This window comes from Cryobacterium sp. Y50 (genome assembly GCF_002929805.1).
Lineage (GTDB): Bacteria > Actinomycetota > Actinomycetes > Actinomycetales > Microbacteriaceae > Cryobacterium.
In genome coordinates this window covers 1-12,259 of sequence record NZ_PJJM01000042.1, presented here as the reverse complement: position 1 = coordinate 12,259, position 12,259 = coordinate 1, and the positions used below count along the sequence as shown (strand labels likewise).

13 protein-coding genes are annotated in these 12,259 nt (G+C 60.1%); 9 read left to right on the top strand and 4 right to left on the bottom strand.

Translation table 11 applies throughout. The annotated features are described in order from the left end of the window. The first annotated feature begins 456 nt into the window (after window positions 1–456). Entirely contained in the window at window positions 457–849 is a 393-nt protein-coding gene (locus tag CXY73_RS00805) for a hypothetical protein (RefSeq protein ID WP_146071555.1), read from the top strand. A 147-nt stretch (window positions 850–996) separates the two neighbouring features. On the opposite strand, the gene CXY73_RS00800 is transcribed toward CXY73_RS00805, so the two are convergent. The 3 genes from CXY73_RS00800 to CXY73_RS00790 form a co-directional block, all read right to left on the bottom strand. Continuing rightward, window positions 997–1,365: a hypothetical protein gene (locus CXY73_RS00800; protein ID WP_146071554.1), complete on the bottom strand. Its 369-nt coding sequence runs from the start codon at window positions 1,363–1,365 to the stop codon at window positions 997–999. A 76-nt stretch (window positions 1,366–1,441) separates the two neighbouring features. Continuing rightward, window positions 1,442–2,371, bottom strand: coding sequence for a dihydrodipicolinate synthase family protein (locus tag CXY73_RS00795; protein WP_104176492.1), 930 nt, complete (start codon window positions 2,369–2,371; stop codon window positions 1,442–1,444). Beyond that, complete coding sequence (locus CXY73_RS00790) at window positions 2,371–3,537, bottom strand: mandelate racemase/muconate lactonizing enzyme family protein (protein ID WP_104176491.1); 1,167 nt, start codon at window positions 3,535–3,537, stop codon at window positions 2,371–2,373. The genes CXY73_RS00795 and CXY73_RS00790 overlap by 1 nt, the downstream gene beginning before the upstream one ends. A 104-nt stretch (window positions 3,538–3,641) precedes the next feature. On the opposite strand from CXY73_RS00790, the gene CXY73_RS00785 reads away from it, so the two are divergent. The 8 genes from CXY73_RS00785 (at window position 3,642) to CXY73_RS00750 (ending at window position 11,273) form a co-directional block, all read left to right on the top strand. After that, entirely contained in the window at window positions 3,642–4,433 is a 792-nt protein-coding gene (locus tag CXY73_RS00785; protein ID WP_104176495.1) for an IclR family transcriptional regulator, read from the top strand. 68 nt (window positions 4,434–4,501) lie between these two features. Next, complete coding sequence (locus CXY73_RS00780; RefSeq protein WP_104176490.1) at window positions 4,502–5,758, top strand: ABC transporter substrate-binding protein; 1,257 nt, start codon at window positions 4,502–4,504, stop codon at window positions 5,756–5,758. A 179-nt stretch (window positions 5,759–5,937) separates the two neighbouring features. Beyond that, on the top strand, window positions 5,938–6,750 hold the full coding sequence (locus CXY73_RS00775) for a carbohydrate ABC transporter permease (RefSeq protein WP_158253968.1): 813 nt from the start codon (window positions 5,938–5,940) through the stop codon (window positions 6,748–6,750). A gap of 180 nt (window positions 6,751–6,930) precedes the next feature. Beyond that, window positions 6,931–7,602, top strand: a complete 672-nt coding sequence (locus tag CXY73_RS00770; RefSeq protein WP_158253967.1) for a carbohydrate ABC transporter permease — start codon at window positions 6,931–6,933, stop codon at window positions 7,600–7,602. Window positions 7,603–7,604: 2 nt separating this feature from the next. Further along, on the top strand, window positions 7,605–8,594 hold the full coding sequence (locus CXY73_RS00765; protein WP_158253966.1) for a zinc-binding dehydrogenase: 990 nt from the start codon (window positions 7,605–7,607) through the stop codon (window positions 8,592–8,594). Beyond that, window positions 8,587–9,234 carry a bifunctional 4-hydroxy-2-oxoglutarate aldolase/2-dehydro-3-deoxy-phosphogluconate aldolase gene (locus CXY73_RS00760; RefSeq protein ID WP_199185234.1) on the top strand — a complete coding sequence of 216 codons (648 nt, stop codon included), beginning with the start codon at window positions 8,587–8,589 and terminating at the stop codon, window positions 9,232–9,234. The genes CXY73_RS00765 and CXY73_RS00760 overlap by 8 nt, the downstream gene beginning before the upstream one ends. Beyond that, entirely contained in the window at window positions 9,231–10,241 is a 1,011-nt protein-coding gene (locus tag CXY73_RS00755) for a sugar kinase (RefSeq protein WP_369831185.1), read from the top strand. Before CXY73_RS00760 ends, CXY73_RS00755 begins: the two co-directional genes overlap by 4 nt. A 3-nt stretch (window positions 10,242–10,244) precedes the next feature. After that, the gene (locus CXY73_RS00750; RefSeq protein WP_104176484.1) at window positions 10,245–11,273 is read left to right on the top strand and encodes a DUF4862 family protein; all 1,029 of its coding nucleotides are present in this window, start codon (window positions 10,245–10,247) and stop codon (window positions 11,271–11,273) included. A gap of 451 nt (window positions 11,274–11,724) precedes the next feature. On the opposite strand, the gene CXY73_RS00740 is transcribed toward CXY73_RS00750, so the two are convergent. Further along, window positions 11,725–12,162, bottom strand: a complete 438-nt coding sequence (locus CXY73_RS00740) for a hypothetical protein (RefSeq protein ID WP_104176482.1) — start codon at window positions 12,160–12,162, stop codon at window positions 11,725–11,727. Window positions 12,163–12,259 lie beyond the last annotated feature (97 nt).

Sequence of the window (12,259 nt, the reverse complement as noted above, 5' to 3'; positions counted from 1 at the left end):
TCCTGATGATCCACCCCCATGAATTGCTTCTTCGAGGCTTCTAACCTATCAGCACGTCGGATCATATAACGGGCGATATGATGGGCGATATGACGGGCGATATGACCGATAATAATGATTATGACAAGTAATAACGTAGCCATATGCGCATTCTGCGCATAGCCGGGAATCGTGTATTCATACGCCCGCGGCCTCGCAGGCCACCTGATCAAGTATCATGTCACCCAAGCTCTGCGATCACACCTGCGTAATGGCAGCAGCGACGTGCCTAGCTGCGACCCAACAAAAAATGGACCTGACCAGCACATTTCTCTTGCTATACGCATATCATGCTGATAGTCTGCAAATTATGCAGGCAGTTCGGGCGGCGTGACGGCCGACCTTGTGCCCATCGCTGGGGTGGAGGCGGCAGATTGAAAGATTTTCGACTGGGTAGGCGGAGTTTTGCTCGGCCTAATGGCCTATTACTCGCTGAGCTTGGCCTCGGCGCTCTGGATCGCACAGCTCAGACCCAATGACTACGCTTGGGCTTCTCTGATTAGCGTCGTCATTGCCATCGGGCTTGGGGTGGTTATTGCCCAGCGCGCTGGAATGGCCATAGTCATTGCGAGCGTGATGCTGCTCGTCGTAGTCGTGGGTTTCATCGCCGATTCCGACAACGACCGGTGGGCGGCGCCACTGCCTTTGGATATCTCTTCGTTGTTCTTCCACGGTGCGCGCACACCGCTAGTAATCCTGGCATTTGCTCTAGTGGCCACCTCGGGCGTTGCGCGGAAGATACAAGAATCCCTCCAGGAAGCATCCAAAGTCCCGACGCCCCTCACAGAAGCGCAGGAAGCCGAGAGATAGCGTGACCTGGGCACTCACCCGCCCCTGCTCCATCGGAGCGCGCACCACCAGGTCCCATAGATGACTATGGTTACTCAGTTCAAGAACTTGCGATATTTGCGCGAGAGGGCGTTCCCCTCGTCAGCGGCCACCGGGCACTCGCCATAATCACTTGCGGGGTGCCGGCAACCGCCTGACGATCGAGGAGCACACCAGCACGACCCCCACAATCGACGGGTAACCGCTTGCAGCGCCGTGCCCCAGAACTCCAGGCACGTCCTCCCACAACGACGCCGGAGGCCCCGAGCTGATCCCAGTGAGTCCGGCGAACAACACAAACATGAGGATGAAAATACCGGCAGTCAGACCAACAATCGACCAGCGCCACCCGACAAAGACGGTCAGCCCCGCGAGGATAGAGACCGTGATCGTCGACAAAAGACCGGTACCAAAGCCGCCCACCGTCAGAACCGCCCATGCGACCGCAGCGGCGTAGTAGATCAGCGCACCCGCAGCGAGGCCAAGAAACGCCTGCACTCCTCGCGTGTTGCGACGTTGGCTAGAAAACACCCAGTTTCGCATGGCCGCTAACATCCACGAATGCTCGGCGAATTTAGCCAAGTACCGCGGAAGCGCCCTTTATATGCCGCAGTGGAGTCTGCAGGGATTCCAATACCTGCATGAGTGCCGCACGTGTAACACCGTCCAGAGCGCCGGCGGGAAGCCGAACGGTCGCATGGTCGATGATTCCGCGACGCACGAGGACTTCCTTGTGGACTGCCCAGGCGAGCCCTGGCTGTACGCCGAAGAGAAGAAGAGGGAGAAGTGCGGCAAATTCCTGACGCGCATCGTCTTGATTTCCAGAATTCCACTTGTCGAGAATGACGCTGAGCGCATCGGTAAATTCGCACGCGGGCATCGTTCCAATGGCTCCGCGGGCGTACTCCTCCAGACACAATTGAGCGTTGTTGCCGCCGAGCACCGCGAACTGGCCGCTCTGTACTGCGGCGACAACGGCCCCCACCTTCTGAGCTGTAGGCGGCGCCTCAACCTTCAGGGAGGTGATCCCGCGTATTTCACTCAACTCGACCACAGTCGCTACAGCCATTTGCACTCCAGTTGGGCCTGGAGCATCCTGCACCATGATCTCCAAATCCACCGCCTCGGCGACACCTTGATAGAAGTCGACCAACTGGGCGGCAGAAGGCTTGACCATAAACGGCGGAAGCACCATAAGGCAGGTTGCGCCTCCGGCTTCCGCTTCGCGGGCCTGTTCAATTGCCGTGACAGTGGACGTGCCGTTAACGCCGGCGACGACAGGCAATGCACCGTCAGCGATCCGCACCACCTCGGTCAAGATAGTCTGGCGCTCTTTCGCCGTAAGTGCGAAAGCTTCGCTTGCCATGCCGGAAACTGCCAGGCCATCAGCATGGCCGGAGATGTTGAATTCGGTAAGACGCCGAAGGCTCGCCATGTCGAGGGAACCGTCGACATGGAAGGGCGTTGCGAGAATGGGGACGAGCCCATGGATTGTGTGTGTCATTAGTACTGCGACTCCTTATGAAGGTTGCGCACGATTTCTTCATTGACTTCGATCCCGAGGCCGGGGCCGCTCGGCAGTTCAAAGTGGTCTGCTTGAGTGACGATCGTTGAGCTGAGAATCTGACTGCCGACCGCGGTCGAAGTTGGCTGATACTCGAATAGGCTGAAGCCCTGCAGCGATGCACTGACATGCAGGCCCGCCGCTAGAACGATGCCGAGGCCCACGGAGTGATGCGGGGCTACGGGGACGTGATGCGCAACGCACAGCTCGCCGATCGCCATCGCTTCAGTAATGCCGGTGCGACCAACATCGGGCTGTGCGATGTGCAACGCGCGAGTGGAGAGCCACCGAGAGAACTCGTATCGGTTCCGAAGCATTTCTCCGATCGCAATAGGCAGGCGAGCTTGAGCGCATAGCTGCGCGTGAGAGTCTTCGTCCTCAGGAGCGAGCGGCGCTTCGAGAAAGGACACGCCTCGAGCCGCCAGGCCGTCCGCGAGCACGCGTGCCTCGCTAAAGGAGTAGGCCCAGTGCGCGTCGACGGCGATCTGCAAAGCGGGTGCCGCGACCTGGATGGCGGCCACGGTTTCGAGATCTGCCTCCACGCCATGGCCGAGGTGGAGCTTGACGATCTTGGCTCCTCGTTGCTGCCATTCGGCGGCGAGCTCGCCTCGCTCGTGGTCGCTGGGGCGGGGCAAACCCGACACGTAGGTTGGAATCCGCGTTCGGAATGCCCCTCCAAGTAGCTCCGCAACCGAGCGTCCACTCAATTTGCCGAAAAGGTCCCACAGAGCAATGTCGACGGCTGCCAGCGCGTCCGCCTGGTGTCCTACCAAGTGGCCCCTTTCGCGCATCAGGTTGCTGAGGGCCACCCAATTCGGCCGGGGCTTGAGCGCGTCCGACCCAAGGAGGACGGGGCGGAGTAGACGATCGATAATTGCGGCCGGTACCTCTGGCGCGACTGGCGCAAGCGCCTCCCCCCATCCAGAAACACCATTCGCCGCCGTGATTTTCACGAGCACCGTTTCGTACTTCTCGGAATACAGGCTCCGCCACGGAGGCCGCACCGTATAGCCGGTTGGCAGCTTTGACCCGTCGGGTAGGCGACCAAGGTAGGCCTCTTCCGCCGGGACCTTCAGAACAAAGGTCTCCACGTCAATAATTTGCATGCGATTCCCACTCACTGATCATTGATACCCAATATGAGGTTTACATTATCCCATTTCTCAATGTAATATCCATGTAAATGGATGCAGGCATGAGGAGAGTGGGCATGACAATGGATGCGGGTAACAATCAGAGCGTGCAGCGAGCGGCTGCGGTTCTTGCCGCCTTGTCGCATGGCCGCTCAATGCGCGCATCCGAGGTGGCGCGCCACATTGGCCTCGGACAGTCAACGACTTCTCGTTTACTCTCGACGCTCGAGTCCCTCGAGCTTGTCGAGCGAGATCAGGAGAGCACCCTCTACCGGCTCGGCCTGGCCCTACTGCCACTCGCCGGGGCCGCGCTGAACGAGAATCCCGTGCACCGGAGCGCCCGTCAACCAGCTCAGGAGCTCGCCGGAAAATTGGGACTCGGAGCGAATGTCGCTATCCGTCGAGGAGACGAGCTCTTCTACCTGTGCAATTTTGAGGGCAAGGATGCCCCGAAATTCTTCACCCTTATGGGCCAGCGCAATCCATTGCATGCCACAGCCTTGGGCAAATGTTTGCTGCTCGACTTCTCCCCCGCATCGCGAAGAAGCCTCCTGCCGTTCCTCAAGCGGTTCACCCCGAACACCGCAAAGACGCACGAGGAGCTTGACCTCATGATCGACGAACTGAGCCTGCGCGGGTATTCGACCGAACGAGAGGAGCTGGCATTCGGCAGGACCTGTTTGGCCGCTCCGATTAGGGACGCCAATGGCGCGGTTGTGGCCGCACTGTCGATCTCTGGCGGTTTATCGGCGATGGACCTCCCGATGCGGGAAGTGGAAATTTCCCGCATCGCGATAGAGACTGCGGATTCGATTAGCACTGCGCTCGGCTACACGGTCCCCCTAGGTTCCGAAATCCCGATTTCCTAGAACGCTCCATTACTTGATCGGGCCACTCTGGCCCGGCCGCCACCGTAAGAAGAGAAGGACGACCAATCATGCTCAAGAAAGTTCCTTTGGCCCTGGGGGCGGCCTTTGCCGCTTCCGTACTGATGTTGACCTCGTGCAGCGCTTCGACAGGAGAAGCGAGCGGTCAGATCACTTTGGAGTTCCCCACCTGGCAAGGAGAGGACCCCGCTTTCGCGCCTTGGTGGAATGAACTCATAGCCGCTTACGAAGAAGAGCATGATGGCGTCTCCATCGACTTCTATCAGGTCCCCTTCAATAGCTACGTCGACCAAATGACAACGCGATTTTCAGCAAGCGACTATCCCGACATTGTTCAGTTGCCTGCACGGAACGCTTCGGAATTCGCTAGCCGCGGTTGGCTGGAGCCGCTCGATGACCGCCTGGCGGACACCGATATCGTCGAATCCTGGACTCCGTTGCAGGAGGAAATGGCTCTTGAGGGAAAGACCTATGGGGTACTACTGCTCGGTTACGGCTACACGATGTACTACAACCAAGGCCTATTGGATGACGCCGGGGTGAAGGTGCCCACCACAGCGGACGAGCTCGTCGAGGCTGCGAGAGCCGTCACGGACGGCGAGGTTTACGGATTCGGTGCGACAACACAGCAGGGTCCCGACAACTACACCGAGTTGATGTCCTTCATCGTTGGAAACGGAACCACGCTTGCGGATGAGGATGGCAACTTCCAAGCCGATTCCCCGAGTGTGGTCGAGGCGCTGCAGCAATACCGTGACGCACTTTCCAACGCGCCAGCCGGCATTCAGTCTCAGCAGCGAAACGAACTTTTCCTGAGCGGGAAAATTGCAATGCTGCTTGACGGGCCATTTTTCCTTCCTGAGCTTGACTCTGCTGCCGCCGGTGTAAAGGAGAACTTGAAAGTTACTGCTCCCCCCTTCGGCGCGGTTCCGGGAGGCGTGAGTAACAGCATCCACATGCCCGCGGGATTGGATGACGCCAAGGAGGAAGCGGTGTGGGACTTCATCGAACTAGCAGCCAGCCCGGAATGGCAGGAGCGGTATGCGACCCTCACAGCCGTTCCAGCGCCTCGAGAAGGGTCCGTGACGGCGGAAGCGCTTACCCAGCATCCGCAACTTGAACTCTTTCAGACCCTCGTTGAGGACGCTCACACCATTTACCCGACCGATCCGGAGCAGCGGAAGTCTTTCAGCCGCCTAAGCGAGATCGTCTCACAAGCCGCGATCAAATTGATTTCGTCTGACAAGCCTACGTCGGAGGTCGCGGCGGAACTTCAGCAGGATCTCGAGAGCGGGCTCGGCTCCTAATGACTCCGACCACCGCCACCGCCACTGGCTCTGGCTCTGGCATCCAGAAGGAGTCCGCCGCTAAGCGTGTCGGGCCCCCGAGATTCCGTAGCCCAAGGAGGCGCCGCTCCGCTCGGACTCGCGATCGGCTCTTCGGCTACGTCACGCTTGGGCCAGTCCTGGCGGTGGTCGGCCTCCTTATGGCCTATCCGTTCTACGTCGCGATCAACCTCAGCCTGCGGGGCGGTGAGATAACGAATCTGGAGAGGCTGAATGATCTCCCGCTCACCTTTGACAACTACATATTCGTGCTCACCGACCCTGGGCTGCTCGACGACATCTGGCGATCCGCTGTATACACGCTGGGTGTGCTCCTACCCGCGTTTGCTATCGGGCTCGCGCTCGCCCTACTCCTTAACCGGAAGTTCCCGGGCCGCCGAATATTCAGACCGCTGGTCCTGCTGCCGTGGGCGATTCCCGGCGTCGCAGTCAGCGCCGCATTTAGCTGGATGCTCGATGCATCGTATGGAGTCATTAACTTCCTTCTCCGGAGCGTCGGTCTAATTGAAACGAACATCGCATGGTTGGCAGACAGTGACACTGCGATGACGGCCGTCATCATCCCGACCGTCTGGAAGTACTACCCGTTCTTCACGCTCGTGCTTCTAGCGGCCTTGCAGGCCATTCCGGGGGAGCAGTACGAAGCAGCTCAAATGGACGGCGCTAACTCACGGAAACAGTTCAAGCATGTGACGTGGCCAGCCGTCAGGAGCGCGTCCGCTTTGGCAGTCATCATCACCGGGATCGGTATTTTCCGTGAGTTCGACTTCATCTTTCCGCTTACCAGGGGCGGGCCCAATGAAGCAACTCAGACTCTCGCCATACGCATCTACACCGAAGCATTCCAATACTTCGAGCTCGGCGTCGCGGCCGCTCTCGGCGTTGTCACGATGGTGATAGCGGGAACCGTCCTGATAGCCGCAGGCCGATCTATCCGACGCGAATCTGCGTAGAGAGATGAATTAATGAGAGAGCTTTCAAAGACGCGCCAATACGGACTCCTGGCGATCGCTCTAGCAGCCGTCGCGGTACTTCTGTTCCCGGTGTATTGGATGGTGATGACCTCGATCGTTCCATCCAGCCTGTTGTTGACGTCGTCCCCGCCTCTGGTCCCTCCTCTCGGATCCACATCGATGGACGCCTACACGGAGGTCATCGAGGGACGTCCAGTACTTCAATGGCTTGGCAACTCCGCATTGTCCACATTGGGTGCAGCGGTGATATCCACATTCATCAGCACCCTTGGCGGGTATAGCCTCTCTCGCTTCCGATCACGCGGCCAGGAGGCGATGGGTTTCACCTTGCTGTTCAGCCGTATGCTACCCGGGACCCTTCTGATCATTCCCATCTTCGTGCTCTTCTCCACGACGGGATTGACCAACAATCTTTGGTCGGTCATCCTCGTAAACATTGCGGCGACAGTCCCATTCACGACGTGGCTCATGAAGGGATTCATCGACTCCGTGCCCGTGGAAATCGAGCAGGCTGCCATGATCGACGGCTGTTCTCGACTGAAAGCACTTTGGCATGTGGTCACCCCATTGCTACTACCGGGGCTCGCTGCCACCTTCACGTACGCGTCAATCTTGACGTGGGGGGACTTTCTCTTCGCCCGCACACTCATGAGCAACCCGCAGGGATGGACAGTAACTGTGGGCATTGCATCATTCATCGGCGAATACAGCGTGGACTGGTCCGGCCTGATGGCGGTAAGCCTCATGTCGACCGCCCCGATGGTCATATTGTTCATATTACTCGAGCCCTTCCTGTCACGCGGAATGACAGCCGGAGCGGTGAAGGGATAGACGTGCAGGCAGCACAGCTCGTAGCGCCGTCGCTCATCACTAATGTGACTGTGACGCCACCTGACGGGAGCTCGCTGGTCAACGGCGAGGTTCTTGTTCGGGTGGCGGCAGCATCTATCTGTGGAAGCGACGTACCGCATTTTCGGCGCGGTGGACAGACGGCCGACAGCATTCCAGCTGCCGTTGGATACCCGCTACACGAGATCATGGGCGATGTAGTCGCAACCCGCAGTGGCGATTTCGAGGTCGGACAGCGGGTTGTGGGCTGGGCTTCAGAAATGAATGGTCTCGCGGAGCTTGTCATCACCAGCGCTGAGCAACTAGCCCTTTGCGATGTCGAGCTGCCCCCCTGGGAGGCTGTCATCGCCCAGCCCCTCGCCTGCGTCCTTTTCGCTGCGTCGCGCCTCGGGAATGTAGCGGGCAAAGACGTCGCGGTGATTGGCCTCGGCGCCATCGGACTCATGCTCTGTCATGTCCTAAAACGCGCTGGCGCCCGAAGCGTCACAGGCGTCGACCCGATCAACAGGGTAGAACTGAAGTCCAGTTTCGGGATTAACCATCTTGTACACGCGTCCAGCACCGAATGGGTCCAAAACATTGATGAGCGGAGCCGCGCAGACGTCGTCATCGAAGCAGTAGGCCACCAGATCGCGACCCTGCGGGACGCTATCGACGCAACCGCAGTCGGCGGAATTGTCTACTGCTTTGGCATCCCTGCCCTCACCGCCTACCCGATCGACCTGACCACGGTCGTTCGCAACAATTTGACCGTCTCGGGCGGGGTGACCCTCAACCACAGACGCTACCTGCGCGAAGCCTGTGGATACCTGGCGGCGAATCCGCTCCTCGCGCGCGCGCTCGTCACACACATCCTTCCCATGCATGAGGCACAGCGCGCATACGACCTCGCGTCCAGCCCGGCACCCGGACGACTCAAAGTCGTCCTCGTGCCCACAACCAGCGAGCTAGATGAAAGAGGTTCAAATGAGTGAAGCGACGCAACTCACTGGCATCGTCGCGATCGTGCGTCTTCGAGACCAGGCCGCTAAGGATGAGGTCCTCAACTCTCTCTCGCTTGGTGGGATCACAAACATCGAAATCACACTCGGAACGCCTGAGTGCCTAGAAACGGTGGCTCGCTGGCGCGGCTCGACGGCAGCACAGATCGGTGTTGGAACGGTCCGCACGGACGACGACGCTCGCCGCGCGATATCGAACGGCGCACAGTTTCTGGTTACGCCGACAACGGTCCCCTCGGTCCTCGCCATCGCAAATGACGCCGAAATCCCGGTGATCTGCGGTGCTCTCACACCGACCGAGATAGACCTCGCGTGGAGCCTCGGGGCTGCCGCGATCAAGGTCTTCCCAGCGAATTCTGTCGGCGGACCCGAATATCTCAAGTCGATCATGGCGCCGATGCCGGACGTCTCATTCATGCCGACGGGGGGTGTCGACGTTGCGACCGCCCAGCTCTACGCGGAACTTGGCTGCACTGGTGTTGGCGTCGGGAGCGCATTGGTCGCCGAAGACCTAGTTGCCACAAACCGTTGGGATGCGCTGGCGAGCCGGGCAAAGGAATTCGTCCATGGCTGGGGCGATGGATTACCTGCAAGAGGCCGGCGAATCACGTGACCTGGCCACCCTCAGCTTCCCCGCTTGGCAAGCAGCTTGATGTAGTTGGGGTGGGCGAAGCCATGCTGCTGCTGCAAGCCCCTCCACCCGAATCTCTAACCGAGGCGAAACACCTTCTGGTCGACATAGCGGGCGCCGAGTTCAACGCGGTTGCGGCGATCGCCCGGGCGGGCGGGCGCACGGCGTTGCTCAGCCGGGTTGGCGACGACGAACCTGGGCAGCGCGTGCGACTGGCGATGGCAGCCCTGAACGTCGAGCGGAACCTGATCGCCACTGACCCCCTTCATCCGACTGGCCTTTTCCTTCGAGCGACACCACCCGACGGTAGCCGACGGGTCGTCTACTACCGGACAGGCTCTGCCGCGTCAACAATGGACGTCTCGGACGCGGACCGGCTGTGGGCTGCTGAACCCCCGCGTGCCGTCATACTGTCCGGCCTAACGGCGGCGCTTGGCGACGGACCGCGCCGACTCATCGATGCAATCGCCACGAATGCTGCCTCCTACGGAACCGCCGTTGTAGTTGATGTCAACGCTCGACCGGCGCTAGGAAACAGTTTGGAAGTCGTCTCCTCCATTCGGCGAATTCTGGCATTCACGGACCTCCTCGTGCTGGGAGACGACGAATCCGAGGCGATATTCGGCACCACATCTCCCCCCGAAGTGTTCGCCGCTGCCAGAAGGGCCGGAGTCAAAGAGACCGTCCTGAAGGGCGGCGAACGCGGATGCTGGTTTGCCAGTGGCCAGGGTGAGCCGGTTCACATGCCATCCTCGGCAGCGACTGTAGTTGATTCAGTCGGAGCCGGAGACGCCTTCCTCGGCGGTTACCTTTCCGCGCGCCTTGTCGGCGCCTCCGCCCGCGCGGCTGCTGCCCTGGGGTCGGACTTCGCAGCAGGGGTGGTCGCGACCGTCGGTGACACAACAGGTCTTCCCTCGAAGGAAGCTGCTTCAATCGCGCTAAGCAATGCCTCGCTCGAACGAGACGAACGAATCCAGCACCGGAGTTGACTGATGAATTACGTAATCGGGGCATACGCGGCTGCGCCGTCAACCCAACGCGAACACAAGGCCGACGAAGAGCGTTATTACTCCGAAGTCGCGGCGCTCCCAGGATTCGGCGGACTGGAACTCGCCTTTGACACATCGCTTCATCCGTTCGACGAAGAATGGCTGCTTCAGCAAATCAAGCCGAACTGGACTGTCGTCATCACCCTCATACCAGGAACGGTCAACCGGCTCGCCCTCGATGCCAACTTCGGGCTTGCTTCGGAATCAGCCGAGGGGCGGCAGGCGGCCATCGACTTCTGCGAACAGGCGCGGCAAGCAGTAGCGCGAGTTAACGACGCAGCAGGTGCCGCCGTCGTCGCCGCCGTCGAAGTGCACTCCGCCCCGAGGGCAATCTCGGGAAGCGTCACCTCGAGTGGGGAGAGATTTGCAGAATCGTTGACCGTGTTGGGCCGTCGGGACTGGTCAGGCGCGAAATTGGTGGTCGAGCACTGCGATGCGCCCGTTCCGGGCCAGACGCCCTCCAAGGGATTCCTCAGCCAAAGCGCTGAGCTTGAGGCGGTGGGCACCGCTCTCCGCAACTCGTCAACTGAATTCGGAGTATCCGTAAACTGGGCGCGGTCGGTGATCGAGGCGAGACAAGTTGACGGCGCAGTAGATCACGTTCGAGCAGCGCAAGCCGCTGGATTGCTCGCGGGTGTGATGTTCTCCGGATGCGCGGCTGAGGCGACCGCTTACGGCGAGGGGTGGGCGGACGCGCATCTCCCGCCGGCGAAAACCGTCGGCGTCACGGGCACCGCTCACTACACAGCCCAAACGTCGCTACTGACGCACGGGGAAATGCGACGTACATTGCAGGCACTGGATCCTCTGGATCCATTGGACTTCTGCGGGCTGAAGGTTTCGGCCCCGCGTCGGCTCCACCCTGACGCTCGTGAGCGGATCGCCATCGTGAGAGATGCTTTAGCCGTATTGTCGGCTGCAATCCCCACCACAGCTCCAATCGACATCGAAGGGTCCGAAGCTGTGCCGTGAGGCGTGAGGAACCGTGATGGAGCGGCCCCCAGGGCGGAGGTGACGCGGGCCACAGACCTTGCGTCCTTGTCGCGTGGTTCGCCCTGCGAACGATGCCGGCCAGGGCGATTGGGTCATCTTCATCCTGTCGGCCGCCAGCCTTCGGGGTCGCGGTCCGGGGCGAGTCAATTCGCTTCAGGACTCGGCAGTGCGGTGGGTGCCATTTCGAGGGCTCGCAGCATTTTGCGGATTGCGCGCAGGGAGCTGACCGCATGGGTTGCATCACCGACGCTGACGTATTGAGTCAGTGGCTCGGCCGGTTGGTGGGCGGCGCCGTGTTCGCTGGGCCCGACTTCGTAGTCGACCACGGCGACAACTACCCCTGTCGGTCGACCGTCCTGGCATGCTGACGGGTCTCACTTAGATTGCCCTGGTGGGTCCGAATAACGCTGCCATAGTCAACGGTGATTCCTCAGACTGCGCCTGAGTTATCTCGCGGCAAGGTGAGTACCTGATTGAAGGCTTCGGTCATAGTGTCGAGGGCAGGTTTGCCTACCATGCTGTCCGTCCCCCAGGCGGTGAAGCGATTATCACCAGCTATTTCGGGGGGCGCATCCCAGATGAGTGCACCATACAAGTTGGTGAACGTGTCGATGAAGACATCAGCGGGTTCGGCTACCCGCGTGACTTCATGGGTGTTCTTGTGCCTGAAGAGAAGGATTGCGAGAGCTGTGCTGGCGGAAGGTTCGCATTTCAGGATCTCCACGCCGCCTTTCAGCTCAACGAGCCGAAAGAACTGGTGCAGCATGTGGCCGAGTTCGTCGCGTTGGACATCGAAGCTGTCAGCTTCAGCTAGTCGCCAACGAGCGGCGTCGAACGGCCGGCAAATGGACTCTTCTCTCGTTTCCACGTCATCAGGCTAAGCGCAATACCGTTCAGTTAGGCGCGTGAATGGTGATTTCTGGTTCGTGGGCGGGTTGTGGCCAGTGGGCGTGCTGGAAGCGTTT